Genomic DNA, 21374 nt, shown 5'->3' on the forward strand with positions numbered 1-21374 from the left:
AAAACCTATTGTGAGGTGTACCCATGCAGATTGTCTTAAAGCCAGAAGAAGCAACCTTTGTGCAAGCCCAACTAGCAAATGGCAAATATCAAACCGCTGAGGAGGTAATGAGTCAAGCCTTAGCATTGCTTCAACGGCAACAAGATTACGAACAGTGGCTCATTGAGACACGCCAAAAAGTGGAAGCCGGAGTTGCTGCTTTAGAACGCGGGGAAGCGGTTGATGGTGATGTCGCGATCGCCCAATTGCGCGATCGTCTCCACAACAGAGCCTCGCACTAGCTTATGAGACGTTACATTATTTCAGCACCAGCCCTTCAAGACCTGCAAGATATCATTGATTATTTTGCGGTGACAAATGTTGAAACAGGAGATCGGTTTCTATCTAAATTTAATGCCAGGTGTCAAAAATTACGTTCATTTCCCGCGATCGGTAAACGCTATGATGGTTTATCCCTTGGCTTAAGGGGTGTATTGATTGACGAATACATTATGTTTTACAAAGCAACTGACGATCTAGTTGAAATTGTCAGAATCGTGCATGGCAAACGCGATTTATTCGCTTTATTTCAGCCAAATAATTTAGAATCGTAGCAATGGTGTTCTCCTGGTCAAGCAGCGATCGCCCTCTCCCCAAACCAAAGAAACCGGGTTTTTCAGATAACCTTTGCCTATACACCGATATATGAGCGCAAAAACCCGGTTTCTGAACCCCCAAGAGATCGCCTTTGTAGGATACAAAGAGCAATCGCTTTAACTTTCCCCATTTTCTGAAAAAATATCCTCAAAGTCCCTATAACCACTCAACACTCGTTCAATTTGGATACCATTTTTAATCAGGCGGTAAAAAATTACATACTTATCCACAGGTAAACTGCGTAGCAACGGTGCCAATTCCTCACGACTTCGCCCTATTTCTGGAAAATCTGCTAATAAACGGCTTTTTTCCTCAAAAATATCCAGAAAATTGTTAGCTGCACTGACACTCAACTTTAACAAATAGTTAGTTAAATCCTTTAAATCTTTCTTAGCGAGGGCACTCAAAACGTATCGACTCATTCTTTACTCCCCCTCTGCTTGCTGAATTTCCTCACGCAGTTCTCTTAACACTTCTTCACCATCAAAAACCTCTCCGCGATCGGAAGCTTCAATTCCCATCATTATTTCCTTGCGGAGTTCCTCTAAACGCACCAAGCGTTCCATTTCCCGTTCTTCTAGCAATCGTAACGCAGCCCTGACAACTTCAGAAGCAGAGGAGTATCTACCGCTTTTGACTGTTGAGTGAACAAACTGCTCTAATTCAGATGTCAATGATATGTTCATTACGTTGAGTCACTTGTTTGAACCAACACTATTACTATACTCCCCAATAACAAAGATTGTCAATTTTTGTTATCCAACTTCCTTGGTGATGGGTAACGGGGCGATCGCTTTTTCGGGGATGGGCGACGATCTCACTTCTTTCCCTTCCCGAAATAACGTGCGATCGCCTTCGAGTATAGTTCTCAAGAGCGATCGCTTTTTGGGGTGAGAAGGGCGATCGCCTTTTATTTAAGCTGCAACGGTCATCAGACTTGGAGGCACTAAACCTTCTTCTTCGCAATAGTCAAGGTAGCTGGCGATCGCTTCTTGAGCATTGGCGATCGCTTCTTCATAAGTTTTCCCATAAGTGCAAGGCTGCATCGCCAGTTTAGCAAACTCTGGTAGTGTTACCAAATACAGTTGATCCTCTTGTGACCATTGAATTAATAAACTATAGCGGTAGTTCATTCTTCTGATTCCTCTGCTGCAATTGTTTTTAACTCTTGAATCGCTTGTTTTAACAATTTCTCCAAATATAACGGTGTATCTTCACCGTCTTTGAAGGCAATAGTAATTAACAGTTGTAGTTGCGAATGCTTCCAGTTCTGATGACTCCCCTTCCCACGCCGCTGCACAAACCCTAATCTAATCAATGCAGCCTTATAGTCCCGAATTTTCCTTGGCATATAGGCCCTTACTTCATTTACATAACTCTCAATTGAGTTCCCCGACTTCCTAGTTTAGCATTAATATCGCTTTTCTGGGATGGGAGGGCGATCGCTTTTTTGGGATGGGAGGGCGATCGCCCTTTACTGCTTTTTCATCGGCGACGGGCGATCGCTCTTTTTGGCATCGAAAGGGCGATCGCCCTTTACTGCTTTTTCACTCTTAGACGGGCGATCGCTCTTTTGGGTATCGAAATGTCGATCGCTTGTTATTTATGTTTCTCAAAAAAGAGCGATCTTTTGTTCAAATAAACTCTATATGATTCTGCATATCCGACGGTTCCAGTACCTCCCAAATCAAAATCAATCCTCGCACAATTTCACCGATTGACCGACTGTTTTGGTGACAGTAAACAAGACCATAGTGTTCTACACCACGCTGATGAAATGCTAAAAAATCGTCATCACGAGTAAATATTACTCGCTGTTGAGAAATTGCGAAAGCTAATTGTTCTTCATCAACTGCACCTAAAAGTCCTGCTTCTGGTGTAGTAGTGAGATTAATACCACGCCTTCTCAAAGCTTCCGCGATCGCCCGATCGACTTGCTCATCCATGTGAAATCAGATTTCTTCCAAGATTCTGTCCTCTTAATTTTTGTTGCACCTTGGAAGGAATTTTTGCTTGCAATTCTTGTACAAAAGCGTCACTTTCGCGCATTTGTTGACGAATTTCTTCAAGATGGTCGTGGTAATAAGTCAAAGCTGCGTACACATCCGCTAAAGTTATCGTAGGATACCGCGACACAATTTCATCAGGAGACATTCCCATTTGTTCGTGCCAAACGACCACATCTTGAACTCGGATGCGATGTCCGGCTATGCGCGGTTTCCCCCCGCACACTCCGGGAGTAATTTCAATATGTTCGGAAATAACTGCGGTCATAAAACTTCCTGAAAATTCAAATTAACACCTATATTTAGTTTATCCCAAATTATCTCTATTCGACAATTACCGCAAGTGCTTTAGTAAATGTAGGGAAGTGCGATCACACTTTTTGGTATCGTGCCGGTCGATCGCCCTTTACGACTTTTTCACGGGCGAATGGCGATCGCTCTTTTTGTATTGAAAGGTCGCTCGCTAGCAACTCAATCTATTCTTCTCCAGGCTCATCCATGTGTAATGTGTACTGCAATGCCACCTTTAATTTTGATAAATAATCTGCTGAAATATTGCCCAATTTTTTGATTAATCGCTGCCTATCCAGGGCTACCACTTGATAGCAAAGCACCACAGAATCTTGTGTTAAACCGCCTTCACCCGCAGGTAAAATCATTGTCCCCGGTATCTTGGCACGCCGCAGATTACTGGTTACGGGAACTACCACTACTGTTGTAGTAAAGCGGTCTAACGTATCTCGCTGTACGGTAATGACTGGTCTAATTCCTGCTTGTTCCGAACCTCTAGTTGGATTAAGATCTGCTAAATAAACTTCTCCCAACATCAAATTTTATCCTGTTGCTGAAGTTGAGGAAGATAATCTGTTAAAGCTGTTTCCGCAAAAGCTAAATCTTCAGCGGTAAACTCAGCTTTCAATGCCGCTGCTTCTTCATCAGAAATGGCATCCCACTGTCTAAATAATTGTTGCTGATTAGGATTTTTGGGGAATTTACCCTGTTGACTGATTAGCTGTTTGTCAGCAAGATATTTTTGGATAGCGCGATCGAGTTCTTGTAATTCTAAACAATCTAGCATTTCAAGCCGATCGAAAATTTGGTTGAGGATTGCCTGTGACATAGGTTTTTACTTTCTGTTAAGGCTGGTTTGTCTATTATACAATCAAATGTCAGGATTTTCGAGGGTTTATACGATCGCCCTTTTAGCATCTTGCAATAGTCGATCGCCCTTAACTACTTTTTCACTCTTAGGCGGGCGATCCTCTTCTGCAAGCTTCGCTAACGCACTTTTTGGTATCGTGCCGATCGATCACCCTTTACGACTTTTTCTCAGGTTCGGGCGATCGCTCTTTTAGTATCCAAAGGTCGATCGCCCTTTACGACTTTTTCTCAGGTTCGGGCGATCCTCTTCGAGGGCTTCGCTAACGCTCTTTTAGTATCCAAAGGTCGATCGCCCAGCAGTATCAGGCATTGTTTCTCAGTGAGCAACATGATGTATAGATCCAATGTATCGCTCAATTTCCTCATCCGTCAAACTGATTCCATTCTGCCAAAGTTCATACTCACTAATATCGATATCCTCATTCCAAACCAGTCCATAACCACCCGGTTCAACTTTAAAACTCCTGAAAACCCCAGGATTGCGTAAGGCCGCAAACATCGGATTGTCTAATAATTTTGAAATGTCGTATTTTTTAATTTCAAGATTGGTAAACTTAACCATCAAGGTTTTATCATCAATAGCGTTAGCTGAAACAATGCGCTCAGGTTTCATAAAAAAATCACATTTATTTTAACGGTGGAAGTTTACTAAATTCTTGGCTATTCCACATATCCAGCAGTTCTTTCTGGTACAACGCAGCCCATTCTAATACCAGCTTTTGGGCCCGATTCGGTAAATCTCCTTCGATAATCTCTAAAGATTCAATCCCGATCAAAGCATTGTACTCACCGTAAACTGCGTGAAAATGAGGAGGTGGGTGATCCCCAAAGAAAATTTTGATGATAATTCCGTAAAATCGTGTAACTTCTGGCATAAAGCTTCTCTAGACGACGATATGAGGATTATTGTAGCCGAGCTAAAGGCACAATGACATTTTAGAGCGGATTTCCAGCGATCGCTCTTTTTGCATCGTGCCGGTGGATCGCCCTTTACTGCTTTTTCACTCTTAGACGGGCGATCACGCTCTTTCGATCGCTCCCTCCCAAGACTACCTACATCATTTTGTAAAGTTTTATTAAGATCAAGCCGCGTTTTGCATAAAACTAGCGCTTCCCTCCAGATAGATAAGTGACGGTTAGTTTCAGAAGTGCGATCGGCTGCGAAGGTAACGCTTACGGGCGATCGACATTTAAAACTCGCCAACTGTAGTCCTGGGCGCATAAATACCAAAGAAACCGGGTTTTTTCCCCAGTTCAATTGCTGTAACCCAGTATTTTCGCAAAAAAACCCGGTTTCTGACCACCCGTGCGTCCAGGAATGTCAACTTTTAATCCTTCACAAAAATTATTCTCATGTCTGCATCTACCTTTGCCAACAAATTCTACCCGTTCAGCTTGGGTTTAAGTCTGTTAAGTGCGATCGTCCTTTCTCTACCCCAATCCGTTCAGGCCAGCCCTCAAGACGGAATTTATCTCGATCGCCGCACAATCCCAACATCTGAATTGCCAGCAGAAGTTGCCAACAGCGTTTTGGAAAATGCCTCAACAACTTCTGGTTTACCAGTTTCCAGCAAATTGCCAGCGTTCGCCAAGTCACATGGACAGATGGTTGCATGGGACGGAGAGAACCAAAGAGAATGTGTATCCCCTTTGCCCAACGTTAGTTATATTCCAATACGGTTTACTTAAGATAGTACAGTGGGAAAAATTATGTAAACCGTATTGAGTTATAATCAGTAGGATTTACCCAAAAAAACAACACAAACTAGAGCGGTTTATCAAATCTTTATAAAGTCTTTATCGAGTCTTTATAAAGTCTTTATCAAAATATTGATTTACATTAGCGATGAAATGCGTAATAATGGGATGTATCAAAAATAATCACTATTTATTTCCTACTAAACAGTCAAATCGCTGCTAAATACTCAATATTAATGGGGATTTGTAAAGTTTTCTTGGAAAACAGACTATTGGCGTAAAAAGTAAGGCTTCGCTTAGGCAGACAGATTGTAGGTCAAAATCGCAGATGATCGATAGACCAGGTAGCTAAGCGATACCTACGCCCATTCCTGCTACTTGCTTTTTGTAAATCTAAGTTTATTTATCGGGGTGCAAATGTCTAATATTCAAATCGGTAGCCTCAAAGATAACTATTTCTATATTGGTTCCACGGGTCAAAGCGATCCCACAGATACCTATTTTTTTAGTCTTCCCGCTATGGGTAGTACCCGAATCTCTGCGGTCGGTTTTAGCGGTGATATCAATATGGAACTGCGGGACAAAGAAGGGAAGGTAATCAAAAGTATTTCAACTAGCGGCACAAATGCTGGAACTATCAGCATCGATAATTTAGGGGCGGCGGACTATATTTTAAATGTTTCTCCGGTTTCCGGAAACACAAATTATCAAGTCAGTCTAACTCCAGATGGTAAAGTCGATCCGTTAACCGGCCTGGGAGTTGATGCGGGATTTTTCACCACAGATCAAAAAGGTGAAGTCGGCTTTGATTTCCTCAACGATGGGGGCAAATATCAAGGTGAAGTAGCTATTTTCAGCTTAGATGGTATGGAGGAACTCACTTCAGGTTCTACGGAGTTTATTAAGGAAGCTGCCAAGCGATCGTTGAGTAATTCTGTATTGGGTCATATCGTAATTTCTGAATCCATAGAAGGTGCAAATCCCTTATTTAGGGGCAGTTTGGGAGAAGAAAATTATAATAATGAGCCATATAAGGGCGTGAAAACATTTGCCACAACTCCCGGAAAGGCTTATGCTGTAATGTTGGTGCCCAACGGTCAAGTCCAAGAGGTTTTTGACAATCCCGATATTGGTGGAGATAAGCGTCCGCTGTTTTCATTATCTAGCCTCAACCCAGATGATGCTTGGCTGTACGGTCAAATAGCCGATGTTAATGGTGCTGGCATGGTATTTTCCATAGAGGATCAGCGGGTTGATACGGGTTCGGATGGGGACTATCAGGATGTCATTTTCAAGTTGACGGGTGCAACCGGTAAAGCGGTATTGTTGAAAGAAGTAATTAATCCAGCTAAGGATTGGACTACTTCAGAAGGCGGGAAAAAATTCATCGATTTTATTAAATCAACCCCACCAACAAATACAGCACCAAAAGACTTACAATTTGATGTTTTACCGGCTTATACAGTAGGAGAAGAAATCAGCTTTACAGGCGGTAAAGTTTACGATGCAGACGGTGTTAATAACCTCACAAAAGTTGAATTTTCCAAAAAAACTGAAGGCGGAGAATGGGTGAAGGTTAGTAATGCCGAAACTTTCACGGCTGATAGTCAAGAGTGGGCAAGTTTTAGCTACTCTCTGTCAGAGTTGAGCGCAGGGAATTATGAGGTAAAGGCGATCGCCTACGACAAAGACGGCGCTACCAGCAATACGGTACTCAAAAGCTTTACTGTCAAAGAAGCTACGGTTACACCGACTCCAACGCCAACTCCAACACCAACACCAACACCAACTCCAACACCGACTCCAACTCCACCGCCAGTAGTAAATACAGCACCAAAAGAATTGCAGTTTGATGTTTTACCGGCTTATACAGCGGGAGAAAAAATCAGCTTTACGGGTGGTAAAGTTTACGATGCAGACGGTGTTAATAACCTCACAAAAGTTGAATTTTCCAAAAAAACTGAAGGCGGAGAATGGGTGAAGGTTAGTAATGCCGAAACTTTCACGGCTGATAGTCAAGAGTGGGCAAGTTTTAGCTACTCTCTGTCAGAGTTGAGCGCAGGGAATTATGAGGTAAAGGCGATCGCCTACGACAAAGACGGCGCTACCAGCAATACGGTACTCAAAAGCTTTACTGTCAACAAAGAAGCTACGGTTACACCAACACCGACTCCAACTCCACCGCTGACACCAACGCCAACACCGACACCAACGCTGACACCAACACCAACACCAACTCCACCGCTGACACCAACGCCAACACCGACACCAACACCGACACCAACGCTGACACCAACACCAACACCGACTCCGACACCAACGCTGACACCAACGCCAACGCCAACACCGACACCAACGCTGACACCAACGCCAACACCGACTCCGACACCAACGCTGACACCAACGCCAACACCGACTCCGATTAACCAATCGCCAGAAAATTTGCGATTTAGCCTACAGACTACTTATAAACCCAACGAAGCAATTGAGTTAACAAATACCAAAATTTTTGATGCAAATGGAGCTAATAATTTAGCTAAAGTAGATTTCAGGTTGCAGAAAGAGGGGGGAGAATGGACAGATATTAGTGATGCTACCACTTTTACTCCCGACAATTTAGACAATCGTTGGGCAACATTCAATTATACTGTGAATGGGTTGGCTGCGGGTAAATACAATTTGAAGGCGATCGCCTACGACAAATCGGATGCAGCAAGCAATGAAGTCATGTTGAACTTCTCGATTAACACTGCACCCAGCGACTTACAATTTAGAACTTTGCCCATCTACACAACCGGTGAAAAAGTCAGTTTTAATGGTGCAAAAGTTTTTGATGCTGAAGGAGTTAGCGACATTGCTAAAGTCGATTTCTGGTTGCAAAAAGCAGGTAGCAATAACAAGATTGAGATCGCAAATGATGTCACCCAGTTTACCAGCGACAGCGATGGAGTCGGTCGATTTAACTTTAACTATGATTTGAGTAGCTTAGCACCTGGTCGTTACCAATTGTCAGCGATCGCCTATGACAAAGCAAACAGTGCTAGCCCGGTAACGACGGAAAACTTTGCCCTCATTACCAATCCGGGAGAAAACGGTTTGTCTGATGATGTTAGGTTGGCGATCGCCGGTGCAGCCAACCTAGACAGCTACCCGCCAGAAGCTTTAGCAGAAACAAAGGAGTGGGTTGTGTGGGTGACACCCGGACAATCTTCGCAGCAGTTAGCAGCTAGTCTTGGCGCTACGGATCAGGGCGAGACTGGCCAGATTCCCAACACCTTTATCTGGAATTTTCCAGAGGGAATGGCCGCAACAGAGGTGGCGGCTCAGTTAGCTCAAGTATCAGGTATAGAGTTTGCGTACCCGCAGGTTCCTGTCAAGTTACATTTGTTGTACGAACCGAAGGAAATTTTATACAAAGATCAGTGGAATTTGCAAAATGCAAATGTCCCCGCAGCTTGGGATGTTATTAGTCCTGCAACTTCTCAAACAGTGCGGGGAAGGGGTGTAACTATTGGTATTGTCGATGACGGTTTGGAATACAAGCACCCAGATTTACAGAGTCGGTATAACCCGAATTCAAGTTGGGATTTTACCGATAAAGATAGCGATCCGTCGCCAACATCCACAACTAGCTTTGTCGCGAATCTTTCACAACCAAAAGTCAATGGCTGGAGTAGTATATCCTTTTCTATGCCGGTGAATTTGACAGGAATGGTGAAGGCTGTTCAGGCTGACTTTGATTTCAGTCAATCTCTGCCAGCTAATTTACCCAAAGTTGAAGAGTTGCAACAAGTATCTCTGTACAGTCCTGACGCATCTGCGTTCAGCGTTGTCTATCGGCGTGCTTCTTCTGGCGCAGGAGTATGGTGGCCAGGTAGGGATGATTTGAAATTCACGCAAAAAGTAGACCTGAATTTTACTGGAAATAGCTCCCAAAGTTTCATTCTGAATCAATTCAATGGAAGTTATGCAGGTGGGAATTGGCAATTAGAAATTAAGAATCCCAATCCCGATGAGTATGATGAGCAGGAAATGCGCCAGCTTAGTGAAGAACTTCTGAAACGCTGGACATTACAAATTAACACTGCTAACCCTCACGGAACCGCAGTTGCAGGAATTGCAGCAGCCAGTGAAAACGGTAAAGGGATTATGGGTGTGGCCCCTGAAGCAAAATTAGCAGGGCTACGGCTATTTGGTAATACCGATCCACTCGATTACAAGGTTGACCCTTTGGGTAAGCAGGTTGCTGATGCTTTGTTTGACCCTCAGATCAAGGTAGGACAAGCAAACCGAAATCAGTCGATCGATATTTTTAATAACAGTTGGGGCCCGGAATATATGAGGCGGCAACCCTTGGCTTTGCAAGCTTTGGATAGTGGAGTTACCAAGGGGCGAAATGGGCTGGGGAATACTTATATATTTGCTGGTGGTAATGAGGGGAATGTGTACGGGAATGTCAATTACAACAGCTTTGCCAATTCTCGTAATACGATCGCCGTTGGTGCCATTGATCGATCGGGCAATTACGCCACTTACAGCACGCCCGGAGCCGCAATTTTAGTGTCAGCATCCTCCGACAATGGCGATCCCCATAACCCACAAGGGATTACAACGACAGCTCTGGTTCAAAATGCGTTGTATGCTAACGATTTTGGTGGCACTTCTGCCGCAGCCCCTGTGGTTTCCGGTGCAATTGCTTTGATGTTGGAGGCTAATCCTAAACTCACCATGCGCGACGAGCAGCAGATTTTGGTGAAAACGGCTCAAAAAAATGACCCCAATGGTACAGATTCCACAGGGAAATCAAGGTGGACTCAGAATGGAGCAGGGCTGTCGGTAAGTTATGAATATGGCTTTGGGGCGATCGATGTTGGTGCTGCGGTGAAAGCTGCTACTAATTGGACACCAGTAGGGAAAGAAATTAAGGTTAGCTCGGATCTGGAAAACGTAATGAAGGCCATACCTGACGGTAGTGCGACGGGATTGGAAGCAAAAACCACTATCTCTAACGACATTACTATTGAAAAAGTGGAAATTATCTTCGATGCTAAGCATCCAGACTGGGGTGATTTCACCTTGAAACTAATTTCCCCCAGTGGTACGGAATCGGTATTAGCAAATACCATCCCAGATATCCCTAATTCCAATAATATTGACAAGATACTTCCAGATTCTAACCAGTGGACTTTTACCTCTGTTCGACATTTGGGTGAGTCCTCTAAGGGCGAGTGGAAGTTGCAGGTATTTGATAAAAACAACAACCTGTTAAAAGGGGATTGGGATACTTGGAAGCTGAATATTTACGGATTTGAACCCACATTAAATGTGGTCACAAATACTAAAGATAGTGGGCCGGGGAGTTTACGCAATGTGATCACTTTTGCGAATCAAAATATCGGCAAGGATAGGATTTTATTCAATATTCCCCTGAGCGATTCTGGCTACAATGCCAGCACAAATTCCTTGACAATTCGACCGCTATCACCACTGCCACAGATTACCGATTCAGTGATTATTGACGGGGCAAGTCAGCCTGGATATTCAGATAGACCAATGATTGAATTAGATGGCAGCAATGTATCAGTGGATGGTTTATATATCTCTGCTGGTAACAGTACAGTAAGGGGATTAACCATCAACCGTTTTGGTGTTGACGGTATCCGATTGAGTGATAATGGTGGCAACATCATTGAAGGAAATTTCCTTGGTACAGATGTAACTGGTACTCAGGATTTAGGCAACCGCTATAGTGGCATATCAGTTGAGTCACCTAATAATACTATTGGCGGTAAAACCGTTAAAGCACGAAATATCATATCTGGCAATGATAATGTTGGCATTTACATTACCGAGTCAAATGCTAATAACAACCTGATTGAAGGCAACTATATCGGTAGCGATGTTACTGGCACGAAAGATTTGGGCAATACAAATAATGGTGTTGCTATTTTGAACGCAAGTAATAATACGGTAGGTGGGACAAGTATTGAGGCGGGTAACTGGATATTCGGCAATGGTAAAAATGGTGTCTTCGTTAACGGTGATAGTTCAACTGGTAATGCTATTTTATCTAATTCTATCTCCGGCAACGATCTTTTGGGAATCGGCTTGGGCAATAATGGATTGACAGTAAATGATATGGGAGATAGCGACACGGGCCCTAACAATTTCCAGAATTTCCCAGAGTTAACTGCCGCGATTTCTAGCGGTGGAAATACAACGCTCAAAGGCAATATCAACAGCACTCCAAATTCTACATTGAGAGTGGAGTTTTTCTCTAACACCGTTGTAGATGACTCTAGCTATGGCAGTGGCGGTTTTGGCAGTGGCGGTTTTGGCAGTGATGGCGGTTATGGAGAAGGTGAGAAATTCCTTGGTTTCCAGAATGTGACGACTGATAGCAGCGGTAATGCTAATTTCACGGTTAATTTACCCCAGGCTGTTCCCCTTGGTCGATTTATTAGTGCAACTGCCACAGATCAGAATAATAACACTTCGGAGTTTTCCCAGAACCTTGAAGTCAAAGCAAATTCCGATCCGAAACTTCAGTGGGTACGTGAATCAGGTACTTCACTTCAGGATATCGGTAGGGATATTGCTACCGATAGTGCAGGAAATGTTTATATTGTAGGTGCTACAGGGGATGGCGATCCGACGACAGGTAACTGGGATAGTTTTATGACTAAGTATGACAGTAATGGCAACAAACTTTGGCAGAAATCTTTAGGTGACAGTTCAACTGATGGCAGTTACGGAGTAAAGATTGACGCAGCCAATAATATTTATGTGGTTGGATATAATGGCTACGATGCTTATATAACTAAGTCTGACAGCAATGGCAACGAAATCTGGAAGCAAGTATTCAGCAGTATAAATACAGACTTCCAATTGGGAGATTACGCTACGGGAGTAGGGATTGACAGTACAGGCAACATTTATGTTGCTGGCAATACCTGGGGTTCCTTCGATCCGGCAAAAGCATGGTCAAAATCAATAATCCCAAATCAGAATGCTTTCATCACCAAGTATGACAGCAATGGCAATCAAGTGTGGATTAAGGATTTTGGTACATCGCAAGATGAAAATGTTCGGGCAGTCAGTGTTGATAATGCTGGCAATAGCTATATTGTGGGAAATACTGCCGGAAGTTTGGGAGTCAGTGCGGGTGGAATAGATGCTTTCATCGCTAAATATGACTTAAATGGCAATCAAGTTTGGCTGCGTCAGTTTGGTACAGTAGCCTCCGATGCCGCCTATGGAGTAGCTCTTGACAGTGCTGGTGATGTTTATGTGACTGGAAGTACAAGGGGCTCTCTAAATGCTAGTAATAATAGTGGTGGCGCAGATACTTTTGTGGTCAAGTATGATAGCAATGGCAATCAGATTTGGCAGAACCAATTTGGTACTGCTGCCAATGAAAATGCGACCGGAATAGGCGTAGATAAAAATGGTGATGTATATGTTGCAGGTCTAACTCAAGGTTCTTTAGATGGCAGCACTAATGCAGGAAGTTATGATATGTTTCTGACCCGATTAAATAGCAGTGGAGTGCGTTCTTGGAGCGAACAATTAGGCACAGTTACTGACGATCTCATATACAAGCTCTTGATTGATAGTGCTGACAATATTTATCTGACTGGCAGTGCTAACGATTCTTTACAAGGTCAACCCTATGCAGGTTCTAGTGATGCTGTTCTAGTTAAATACAAAATTAGTTAGGTTCTATTTACCCCACGATACACACCCTACTAATTGCTACAAACTCGTGACCTGAGAAAGTCGGTTTATTGCAGTGGACGTGGGGCTGAGAAACCCGGTTTCTTGCTAAATTTATCGTTACCAAACGCAAAACTCGTAGAAACCGGGTTTCTTGCAGTGGGCGTGGGGCCATGAAACTGTCAGAATTATTGAAGACCATTCTCGTGTAATATGACCTCAGCAGTTTTTCTGACCAAATTGTTTAACCTCCTCCTTTATCGTGACCGTTAAAACCAAAGTCAAAATATTCTGTATCCTATTTTACATTCTGGGATTTCCGGCTGTGGCCACAGCCCAAATTGTCCCCGATCGCACTTTACCGCTCAATTCCACGGTCATTCGTGACGGCAACACCTTAACCATTGAAGGTGGCACAGAAGCCGATCGCAATTTATTCCATAGTTTTCGCGAATTTTCCGTCCCCACAGGCGGCACAGCATTTTTTAACAACGCCAATACAATTCAAAATATCTTCACTCGCGTCACAGGCGGGTCAATTTCTAACATTGATGGCTTAATCAAAGCCAACAACGGCACCGTTAACTTATTTTTAATCAACCCCAACGGGATTATTTTTGGCCCCAACGCTAGCCTGAATATCGGCGGCTCATTTTTAGGGACAACAGCCAATAGCATCAACTTCGCTGATGGCACTTCCTTCAGTGCTGCGGCTCCCCAAGCCTCACCCCTACTCACCATCAGCATTCCCACTAGCTTACAATTTGGCCCAAATCCCGGTCAAATTGTCAATCAATCTGTCGCCACTTCTGCTGCCACTTCTGCTGTTGAAGACAGTGGCCAAGGAAATCAAAACCCCGTGGGTTTAGAAGTGCCAGCCGGTCAAACTTTAGCCCTAGTGGGCGGCGATGTATCGATTCCAGGCGGCATTTTGACAGCAACCGGAGGAAGGATTGAACTCGGCAGTGTCGGCGGCAATAGTTCAGTCAGCCTCACTGTACTTGACCAAGGTTTCACCCTCGGATATGCAGGCGTCCAGAACTTCCAAGACATTCAACTGTCAGAAGCCGCTACTGTCGATGCTGGTGGCGAAGGTGGCGGCACGATCCAAGTACAGGGAGGACGGGTGGTGCTGACGGAGGATTCAGGAATTATCTCCCAGACTTTTGGCAGCCAAGACGGAGGTACAGTCTCCATCCAAGCGGTACAGTTCGTCGCTGAAGGTGGCGGTTATGTGGATACAACGACCTACGGTGCTGGTCGGGGGGGCAATTTATCCGTCACAGCTAGAGAGTCCATAGAACTAAGCGGGACTAATCCCGATGGCGCTTTGCCCAGCGGTTTCTTTGCTCAGGTTGACGTACAAGAAGGGCAAACCGCACCAACCACAGGAAATGCAGGAAATTTGACGATCGCCACTGGTCGATTAATTTTACGGGATGGCGCACAGATAGCATCAAATACTTTTTCTGAAGGTTCAGGAGGAACATTAACTGTCACCGCTACCGAGAGTGTAGAAGTGACTGGGCGATCGACTGACGGTGAAAATCCTAGTGGCTTGTTAACTCAAGCTGAAACTAATTCTTCGGGAAATGCTCAAAATTTAACCATTTCCACCAGGCAGTTGACCATCCGAGATGGAGGTGAAATTTCATCTTCAACTAATGGCACGGGAAATGCGGGCAATGTACTCATTCAAGCATCAGAATCAGTGCAATTAGCGGGAGGGGGATTGCTGCAATCCACAGGGGAAAGTCAACCTCAAAACAGTGAGGCTCAAACGGATAATTTTAGACCTAGTAGAATTATTGCTAGAACAACTACTCAGGGAGCCGCAGGCAACTTAACTATAGAAACCCCACAGTTGACTATTCAGGAGGGGGCAGAAGTATCGGCTCTGACGGCGGGTAATGGGCGCGGTGGCAATATCAGTATTGAAACAGGACGCTTAATTGCTCAAAATGGCGGTCAGGTATTAGCAACAACTCAAGGCACCGGGCAAGCAGGAACTTTAACTGTAAATGCTAGAGAATCTGTCGAACTCACTGGAACGGGTATGGATGGGTTTCCCAGCGGCTTGTTCACGCAGTCCACAGGGTTAGCAACGGACTCTAATGCTGGCAATGCAGATAACTTGACAGTGACAACTAGGCAGTTAATTGTTCGGGATGGAGCCGCGATATCAGCAGATACTTTTGCAGGTGGGAGGGGAGGTTCTCTTACAGTCAATGCTTCAGAGTCGATCGAACTTACAGGCATTTCCAGCATAGTCCCAAAAAATAATCCTCCCCTAGTTAGACCCGATGGGCGCTTGCCAAGCCGCTTGACAGCAGTAACCACAGACAGCGGAGCCGCAGGGAATGTAGCGATTAACACGGGACTGCTGACGGTGCGGGATGGGGCAACTGTTGCGGTAGATGGCAGTAAAGGTACGGGATCTGCCGGCAACCTGGAGGTAACAGCCAGTGACATCCGACTAGACAGAGGAACCATTACCGCAGAAACTAGATCCGGTGACTTCGGCAACATCAACCTCCAAGCCTCAAACTTTTTACAAATGCGCGACAACAGTAAGATTACCGTCAATGCAACGGACGATGCCAGGGGCGGCAATATCAAGATTGATACCAGAGCCTTAATTGCTGGTATCAATAGCGACATCACCGCCAATGCAGTCAACCGCGAAGCTGGCCGCGTTGAAATTACAGCCCCGGAAGGGATTTTTGGAGCCCGATCGCGCCGTGCAACAGATCCCACATCTAACCTCACCAGCGACATCACCGCCACCTCCCTGCAAGGCCCGCAACTCGACGGCGAAGTGCTCCTCAATACTCCAGACGTTGATCCTACCCAGGGCGTAGTTCAGTTACCAGAGACGATCGCCAATCCCGACGCGATCGCCCAAATTTGTCCCAATCAGCGACAGCCGGCGGTTGACAACACCTTCACTAGAACAGGACGCGGTTTACCAGCAAATCCTGGAGAAACCCTCAGCAATGGCTCAGCCGCCGTCGGTTTAGCCGACGCTGTAGCCCCCGTCGAGCAAAGAGCGAGAACTGCGGCACCCTCCCAGGCGGTTCGCCCCGCGCCTCGCCCCATCCTATCGGCTCAAGGTTGGGCGTTTAACAGCAAAGGAGAGGTCATTTTTACCGCCTATCCTGCTTATCCTGCTGGTGTGACGCTTCAGGGCCCCTTAACTCCTATCCCCGGCTGCTATGCGCGATAAAGGAAATCAGCCAGGAAATCAGCATAGTGGCGATCGCTGGCTACTTTTGACTGTAGGAGTTTTCGCCTGTAGTTTAACGCCTTGGCCACTGAAAGCAGAAACGGTTTCGCTGTCGGTACCAGCAGAATTTAATGGGGGATCGCAACCGGAATTAACAGCAGAGACACTTCCCACAACTCCAACTCCTAACATCTCAGAACCTTTAGCACCGCAAACATTCCCTTCCCCCCAGAACCAGCAAAATCTGCCACAGCCGAACCCATCTCCTAGCTTAAAAGAAAGAACGGATGCGCCTTCATCTGATACCGCTGAAGTTTATGAATGTCCGCTGGGAGTGCGATCGAGCGAACAGGATTCTCCGGCGACTCAAACTGCCGAAGATATCAAAGGCGATGAAGTAATTGAGGCGATCGAAGTAACTGGTTTTCGGTTCGTTGGCAATACAGTTTTCAACCAAAAAACTCTCGAATCAAAAATTACGAATCGCTTTTTAACATCAGAAAATAATAACCAATCTCCATCACATAAAATAACTTTTGCCCAATTGCAGCAAATTATTTCCGAAGTCACCAAATTCTACAATCAACAGGGATATATTAATTCTTTTGCCTACATTCCCACTACCAGCGAAGAACCCAATCAAAAGTTACAAAACAAAGGCGCTGGTGGGGAAGTTATTATCAAAATTGTTGAAGGTGGATTAGAGTCAATTCGAGTCAGAAGGCGGACGGGGCGACAGCGGCTCAACCTTAATTATGTATGCAGCCGTTTGGCGATCGTAGCACAACCTTTGCAAGTTGAGCGTCTGTTGGATGTTTTGCGATCGCTCGAACTCGATCCATTAATGAAAAATATTTCCGCTGAATTGATTCCCGGTTCGCAGTTGCACAGAAGCGGGCTAGAAGTTAAATTTGAGGAGGAAAAAACCTTGAGCGCTGCACTGCTATTAGATAATCGTCGCGCTCCCAGTGTTGGCAGTTTCCGCCGCCAAGTCCAACTAACCGAAGCAAATTTATCAGGAAACGGTGATAATTTAAGCCTTGCTTATACTAATACAGACGGCAGTAATGCCTTTGATTTTAGCTATACACTGCCCTTAAATCCTCAAAATGGTACAATCTATGTAGCAGCGGGAACTACTGCCAATCGCGTAGTAGAGCCACCTTTTCAAGATGTTGATCTCAGGGCGACGGCGCGATATTTGGATCTAACTTTACGCCAACCTTTGTTAAGGAATCCCAGAGAAGAAATTGCTCTCGGTTTGACAGCAACTCATCGGGAAAGTGGCACTTCAATTTTAGGCGAAGATTTCCCTCTTTCGGCGGGAGCAGATGAAAAAGGGCGATCGCGCATATCGGCACTGCGGTTTTTTCAAGATTATACTGTGCGTAGCAACGATCAATTATTTGCTTTTCGCTCTCAATTTAGTTTGGGATTGGGAGCCTTTAATGCTACTGTCAATAGAGAAGCTCCTGACAGCAGATTTTTGGCATGGCGGGGGCAAGCACAGTGGGTTCGCCGCTTAAAAAAAGATACTTTGCTGTTAGCCAACACTGACGTACAATTGGCAAATAGGGCGCTTTTACCTTTAGAACAATTTGGGATTGGGGGTTTGAATAGCGTTAGAGGTTATCGGCAGGATATTCGTTTGGGCGACAATGGGATTTCTGCATCGGCTGAACTCCGATTTCCGATTATTGGCCGCTCGGATCGAGGCTTAGGAGTTTTACAAATTACTCCTTTTGTTGATGTGGGAACCGTTTGGAATAGTTCTGGTACTGAAAACTTTGACTCTCAAATGTTGATGTCTTTGGGTACTGGTTTGCGGTGGGAATTGAATGATAGTCTTTCAGCCAGTTTTTACTGGGGTATTCCGTTAGTTGATGTAAAATCTAGGGAGAGAACATGGCAAGAAAAAGGTTTACATTTTTCCGTGCTTTCCAGGTTCTCTTTCTGAAACCAGCACGCGGGATGAAAAGACGCAGTTTGCGGCTGTCGGTTCTCATATTTTTGGCAGTATTGCTATCATTTTTTGCCGTCAATGTCCAGGCTCAATCTTCATCAATTTTGGCAAAGATTGGGGGAGAAAATTCTCTAGTTGGCATTGAAAAAGTCGAAAAAGTTGCCGTGAGTGGCGGAAATTTAGCGATTAGCAATCAGCCGCGAGATGGGAAGGCATTGGAGGTGCTAGCTAGACAACGTTATGCCGCCGGAGAGTTTGCAGAAGCTGCGAAGTATTGGCAGCAAGCTGTTTCGGCTTTTGAGGTTAAGGGAGATTGGTTGAATCAGGCGATCGCCCTCAGCAATCTTTCCTTGACTTATCAGCAGTTTGGGCGCTGGGAAGAGGCTAATAGTGCGATCGCCCTTAGTCGCAGTTTGTTACCGGAGGAGTCGAAGGTAAAGTCATTAGTGGAATTAAAGGCGATCGGGCAAATTCTCGATATTCAATCCAATGGGCAATGGGAACAGGGCCAAGTCAATCTTGCATTAAAAACAGCGCAGCAAGCAACGAAAATTTATGTTAAACTCAAGGATAATTTAGGCTGGAAACGCAGTCTAATTGCTCAAGTCAAAACCCTGCAAGCATTAGGTTTATATCAGCAAGCTTGCCAAGCAATTATCCCAGTTATAGAATCAAACAATCCCGAAAAATTCGCCATTCCCAGTCAGGATTGTCAGCAATTCATGACTAAGAAATTAGCAGAAATCAAAGGAAGTGTCAAAACGCCATCAAATCCGACTTTAAAAAATATTAAAATTACCGGGGCGCGTCTCCTTGGGGATGTGTGGAGACAGCTTGGTTATTTGAATGAGTCTCAACAATTGCTGGAAGAAGTAGATCGAGTTGTTACTCAACCAGAATATCCTCAAGAGAAGGCTTTGGTGTTACTAAGTTTAGGTGATACTTATCAAGCCTTGGGAAATAGAAACAAATTTTTGTCTGAATCGAACTATAAAGAATACTACCAAAATGCTATAAATTCCTATAAAAAATCTATAAATGTGGCTACGAATAATTCTTTTGTCAAGGTTCAAGCACAACTAAATTTATTAAGCCTTTTAGTTGACGATCGAATCGGATCGGCTGTAGATTTAAAAGTAAGTCAAAAATTACGGACAGATATTTTATCACAATTGAATAAGTTGCCACAAAACCACGGCAAGATTTATGCAGAAGTTAGTTTGATGAATAGTTTGGTTCGCCTCAAGCAGGAAGAAATAAAAATTGCTAGTAATGTTTCAAATTCGTCTAGTGTAAACTCAGAACAATTATCAAATTATTGTTTGCAAAATTCTTCGATTGTGGCTGAAAGTTTATCTGGCAATAAGTCATCTGTATCTGAGAGAGAAATTGTCGAATTGGGAGCAAAGGCGATCGAGTTGGCTAGGGATTTGGGTGATTTGAGGGCAACAGCCTATGCTTTGGGCAATTTGGGTACCGTGTATGAAAAGCATCAGCATTGGCTGGAGGCTCAAAAGTGTACGGAACAAGCTTTGTTGTTGTCGCAGAATGTTAGTCTAAATGCGCCGGATCTGGCTTATTTGTGGCAGTGGCAATTGGGACGGATTCGTTGGCGTGGGGAGGCGAAGGATGTTCAAGGTGCGATCGCTGCTTATACGGCCGCCTTTAATACGTTACAATCGGTACGGAATGATTTAGTGCCGATTAGTCGAGAGGGCCAGTTTGATTTTCGCGATAAAATAGAACCTGTTTATCGGGAGTTGGTGGACTTGTTGTTGAAGGGAGAGAACCCTAGTCAAGAGAATTTGAAACAAGCTCGAAATGTAATTGAAGCCCTTCAGGTTGCTGAATTGGATAACTTTTTTCGCGATGCTTGCGTCGTAGTGAATAAGTCAGAAGAGATAGATAAAATTGCTGACAAATACGATCCAACGGCGGCAGTTATCCATGCAATTATTTTAGAAGATCGTTTAGCAATTATCCTGAAGTTACCAGGCAAAATATCCTTAGAATATCGGCAAACCTACCAGCCGAACACACTCGTTAAAGAGACAATCAAAAATCTACAAAACAATTTAATTGAAAAAGGTAACACTTCGGAAGCCTTACCAGAATCAGAAAAACTGTACCAATGGTTGATAGAACCAGTAGAATCATTGGTTGAAAGTGCCAAAAATGTAGAAACATTAGTATTTATCTTAGACAGGCCCCTGCAGGTGATCCCAATGGGAGCTCTTCACGATAAGCGCTCAAATAAGTATCTAATGCAAAAAGATTATGCTCTTGCTCTAGTTCCAGGTTTACAGCTTCTCGAACCTAAACCTTGGAATCAAGTAAAATCAAGCAAGTTAAAAGTGCTGCTAGGAGGTGTAGATAAACCCCAGACACTAGAAGGTCAAGATTTTACAAAAATCGAAAAATTAGTAGAAGAATTGGATGGAATCGGAAAATTTGTAGAAACCACCAAAAGATTTTTGAATGAAGACTTTACTCTAACCAACCTTCAACAAGAGTTGGCTTTGGCTAATATCCCCATTCTGCATATCAAAACACACGGTCAGTTTAGCTCTGACCCCGAAAAAACTTTTATTGTTGCTTTTGGAAGCTTGCTCAAAAGTCAAGATTTGGATAAATTGATTAAGAAGGGTAATAAAAAGGATGTTCGAGCGATCGAGTTACTGGTACTCAGTGCTTGCAAAACAGCAAAGGGGGATGATAGAGCAGTCTTAGGACTATCAGGGGTAGCTATACGGGCAGGGGCTCGCAGTACCGTTTCAAGTTTGTGGGTAGCAGAAGATGCAGCCAACACAGAAATTATAGTGCGATTTTATAAAGAGTTGCGTCAACCGGGAATGACAAGGGCAAAAGCGCTTCATATTGCTCAACAAGCATACTTTAAAACAGGGTCAGAACCCTATTTTTGGGCACCTTATATTATCGTTGGCAATTGGCTTTAATCCAAGACGCT

Annotated in this window: 19 protein-coding genes; 9 read left to right on the forward strand and 10 right to left on the reverse strand. The window is 44.2% G+C overall.

The genetic code is table 11. The features are described 5' to 3' along the window. Nucleotides 1-23 precede the first annotated feature (23 nt). Nucleotides 24-281 (forward strand): type II toxin-antitoxin system ParD family antitoxin, encoded by a 258-nt coding sequence (locus tag K4039_RS14955; RefSeq protein ID WP_265236084.1) that lies wholly within the window; start codon nucleotides 24-26, stop codon nucleotides 279-281. A 3-nt stretch (nucleotides 282-284) separates the two neighbouring features. After that, entirely contained in the window at nucleotides 285-593 is a 309-nt protein-coding gene (locus K4039_RS14960; protein ID WP_265236087.1) for a type II toxin-antitoxin system RelE/ParE family toxin, read from the forward strand. A 159-nt stretch (nucleotides 594-752) separates the two neighbouring features. Here K4039_RS14960 and K4039_RS14965 read toward each other — a convergent pair whose 3' ends face one another. The 4 genes from K4039_RS14965 to K4039_RS14980 form a co-directional block, all read right to left on the reverse strand. Further along, entirely contained in the window at nucleotides 753-1058 is a 306-nt protein-coding gene (locus K4039_RS14965) for a type II toxin-antitoxin system RelE/ParE family toxin (protein WP_265236089.1), read from the reverse strand. 3 nt (nucleotides 1059-1061) lie between these two features. Beyond that, nucleotides 1062-1322, reverse strand: a complete 261-nt coding sequence (locus K4039_RS14970; protein ID WP_265236091.1) for a type II toxin-antitoxin system ParD family antitoxin — start codon at nucleotides 1320-1322, stop codon at nucleotides 1062-1064. 228 nt (nucleotides 1323-1550) lie between these two features. Beyond that, nucleotides 1551-1769: a type II toxin-antitoxin system HicB family antitoxin gene (locus K4039_RS14975; protein ID WP_265236093.1), complete on the reverse strand. Its 219-nt coding sequence runs from the start codon at nucleotides 1767-1769 to the stop codon at nucleotides 1551-1553. Next, nucleotides 1766-1987 carry a type II toxin-antitoxin system HicA family toxin gene (locus K4039_RS14980; RefSeq protein WP_265236095.1) on the reverse strand — a complete coding sequence of 74 codons (222 nt, stop codon included), beginning with the start codon at nucleotides 1985-1987 and terminating at the stop codon, nucleotides 1766-1768. The genes K4039_RS14975 and K4039_RS14980 overlap by 4 nt, the downstream gene beginning before the upstream one ends. 99 nt (nucleotides 1988-2086) lie before the next feature. On the opposite strand from K4039_RS14980, the gene K4039_RS14985 reads away from it, so the two are divergent. Further along, nucleotides 2087-2278 (forward strand): hypothetical protein, encoded by a 192-nt coding sequence (locus K4039_RS14985; RefSeq protein ID WP_265236096.1) that lies wholly within the window; start codon nucleotides 2087-2089, stop codon nucleotides 2276-2278. Here K4039_RS14985 and K4039_RS14990 read toward each other — a convergent pair. From K4039_RS14990 to K4039_RS15005, 4 genes are all read right to left on the reverse strand, one after another. Beyond that, nucleotides 2271-2582 (reverse strand): DUF5615 family PIN-like protein, encoded by a 312-nt coding sequence (locus K4039_RS14990; RefSeq protein WP_265236097.1) that lies wholly within the window; start codon nucleotides 2580-2582, stop codon nucleotides 2271-2273. The two genes, K4039_RS14985 and K4039_RS14990, sit on opposite strands and share 8 nt — an antisense overlap. Next, the gene (locus K4039_RS14995) at nucleotides 2575-2910 is read right to left on the reverse strand and encodes a DUF433 domain-containing protein (protein ID WP_265236099.1); all 336 of its coding nucleotides are present in this window, start codon (nucleotides 2908-2910) and stop codon (nucleotides 2575-2577) included. The genes K4039_RS14990 and K4039_RS14995 overlap by 8 nt, the downstream gene beginning before the upstream one ends. 208 nt (nucleotides 2911-3118) lie before the next feature. Beyond that, nucleotides 3119-3469, reverse strand: coding sequence for a type II toxin-antitoxin system PemK/MazF family toxin (locus tag K4039_RS15000; RefSeq protein WP_265236100.1), 351 nt, complete (start codon nucleotides 3467-3469; stop codon nucleotides 3119-3121). Further along, a complete protein-coding gene (locus K4039_RS15005) occupies nucleotides 3469-3762 on the reverse strand; it encodes a hypothetical protein (RefSeq protein WP_265236102.1) in 294 nt (97 codons plus the stop codon). The genes K4039_RS15000 and K4039_RS15005 overlap by 1 nt, the downstream gene beginning before the upstream one ends. Before the next feature lie 46 nt (nucleotides 3763-3808). On the opposite strand from K4039_RS15005, the gene K4039_RS15010 reads away from it, so the two are divergent. Further along, nucleotides 3809-3997: a hypothetical protein gene (locus tag K4039_RS15010; RefSeq protein ID WP_265236104.1), complete on the forward strand. Its 189-nt coding sequence runs from the start codon at nucleotides 3809-3811 to the stop codon at nucleotides 3995-3997. A 122-nt stretch (nucleotides 3998-4119) separates the two neighbouring features. On the opposite strand, the gene K4039_RS15015 is transcribed toward K4039_RS15010, so the two are convergent. Both K4039_RS15015 and K4039_RS15020 read right to left on the reverse strand, forming a co-directional pair. Continuing rightward, the gene (locus tag K4039_RS15015) at nucleotides 4120-4416 is read right to left on the reverse strand and encodes a DUF2442 domain-containing protein (protein WP_265236107.1); all 297 of its coding nucleotides are present in this window, start codon (nucleotides 4414-4416) and stop codon (nucleotides 4120-4122) included. A 13-nt stretch (nucleotides 4417-4429) separates the two neighbouring features. Then, on the reverse strand, nucleotides 4430-4678 hold the full coding sequence (locus K4039_RS15020; RefSeq protein WP_265236109.1) for a DUF4160 domain-containing protein: 249 nt from the start codon (nucleotides 4676-4678) through the stop codon (nucleotides 4430-4432). A gap of 478 nt (nucleotides 4679-5156) precedes the next feature. Here K4039_RS15020 and K4039_RS15025 point away from each other — a divergent pair, with 478 nt between their 5' ends. The 5 genes from K4039_RS15025 (at nucleotide 5157) to K4039_RS15045 (ending at nucleotide 21363) form a co-directional block, all read left to right on the forward strand. Next, complete coding sequence (locus tag K4039_RS15025; protein ID WP_265236111.1) at nucleotides 5157-5492, forward strand: hypothetical protein; 336 nt, start codon at nucleotides 5157-5159, stop codon at nucleotides 5490-5492. 426 nt (nucleotides 5493-5918) lie between these two features. Continuing rightward, on the forward strand, nucleotides 5919-13220 hold the full coding sequence (locus K4039_RS15030; protein WP_265236113.1) for a S8 family serine peptidase: 7302 nt from the start codon (nucleotides 5919-5921) through the stop codon (nucleotides 13218-13220). A gap of 259 nt (nucleotides 13221-13479) precedes the next feature. Beyond that, nucleotides 13480-16443, forward strand: coding sequence for a filamentous hemagglutinin N-terminal domain-containing protein (locus tag K4039_RS15035; RefSeq protein WP_265236115.1), 2964 nt, complete (start codon nucleotides 13480-13482; stop codon nucleotides 16441-16443). Then, on the forward strand, nucleotides 16433-18400 hold the full coding sequence (locus tag K4039_RS15040) for a ShlB/FhaC/HecB family hemolysin secretion/activation protein (protein ID WP_265236117.1): 1968 nt from the start codon (nucleotides 16433-16435) through the stop codon (nucleotides 18398-18400). The genes K4039_RS15035 and K4039_RS15040 overlap by 11 nt, the downstream gene beginning before the upstream one ends. Nucleotides 18401-18414: 14 nt before the next feature. Then, entirely contained in the window at nucleotides 18415-21363 is a 2949-nt protein-coding gene (locus K4039_RS15045) for a CHAT domain-containing protein (protein ID WP_265236120.1), read from the forward strand. Nucleotides 21364-21374: the final 11 nt, after the last annotated feature.

Source organism: Lyngbya sp. CCAP 1446/10, from assembly GCF_026130175.1.
In the GTDB taxonomy this organism is placed as follows: domain Bacteria; phylum Cyanobacteriota; class Cyanobacteriia; order Cyanobacteriales; family Microcoleaceae; genus Microcoleus.

Bases quoted from the DNA above. Each gene is read 5' to 3' on its own strand.
- K4039_RS14980 (WP_265236095.1), bottom strand. From the start codon at position 1,987: ATGCCAAGGAAAATTCGGGACTATAAGGCTGCATTGATTAGATTAGGG.
- K4039_RS15020 (WP_265236109.1), bottom strand. From the start codon at position 4,678: ATGCCAGAAGTTACACGATTTTACGGAATTATCATCAAAATTTTCTTT.
- K4039_RS14995 (WP_265236099.1), bottom strand. From the start codon at position 2,910: ATGACCGCAGTTATTTCCGAACATATTGAAATTACTCCCGGAGTGTGC.
- K4039_RS15030 (WP_265236113.1), top strand. From the start codon at position 5,919: ATGTCTAATATTCAAATCGGTAGCCTCAAAGATAACTATTTCTATATT.
- K4039_RS14990 (WP_265236097.1), bottom strand. From the start codon at position 2,582: ATGGATGAGCAAGTCGATCGGGCGATCGCGGAAGCTTTGAGAAGGCGT.
- K4039_RS15025 (WP_265236111.1), top strand. From the start codon at position 5,157: ATGTCTGCATCTACCTTTGCCAACAAATTCTACCCGTTCAGCTTGGGT.
- K4039_RS14955 (WP_265236084.1), top strand. From the start codon at position 24: ATGCAGATTGTCTTAAAGCCAGAAGAAGCAACCTTTGTGCAAGCCCAA.
- K4039_RS15040 (WP_265236117.1), top strand. From the start codon at position 16,433: ATGCGCGATAAAGGAAATCAGCCAGGAAATCAGCATAGTGGCGATCGC.
- K4039_RS15045 (WP_265236120.1), top strand. From the start codon at position 18,415: ATGAAAAGACGCAGTTTGCGGCTGTCGGTTCTCATATTTTTGGCAGTA.
- K4039_RS14960 (WP_265236087.1), top strand. From the start codon at position 285: ATGAGACGTTACATTATTTCAGCACCAGCCCTTCAAGACCTGCAAGAT.
- K4039_RS14970 (WP_265236091.1), bottom strand. From the start codon at position 1,322: ATGAACATATCATTGACATCTGAATTAGAGCAGTTTGTTCACTCAACA.
- K4039_RS15000 (WP_265236100.1), bottom strand. From the start codon at position 3,469: ATGTTGGGAGAAGTTTATTTAGCAGATCTTAATCCAACTAGAGGTTCG.
- K4039_RS15015 (WP_265236107.1), bottom strand. From the start codon at position 4,416: ATGAAACCTGAGCGCATTGTTTCAGCTAACGCTATTGATGATAAAACC.
- K4039_RS14965 (WP_265236089.1), bottom strand. From the start codon at position 1,058: ATGAGTCGATACGTTTTGAGTGCCCTCGCTAAGAAAGATTTAAAGGAT.
- K4039_RS14975 (WP_265236093.1), bottom strand. From the start codon at position 1,769: ATGAACTACCGCTATAGTTTATTAATTCAATGGTCACAAGAGGATCAA.
- K4039_RS15005 (WP_265236102.1), bottom strand. From the start codon at position 3,762: ATGTCACAGGCAATCCTCAACCAAATTTTCGATCGGCTTGAAATGCTA.
- K4039_RS15010 (WP_265236104.1), top strand. From the start codon at position 3,809: ATGTCAGGATTTTCGAGGGTTTATACGATCGCCCTTTTAGCATCTTGC.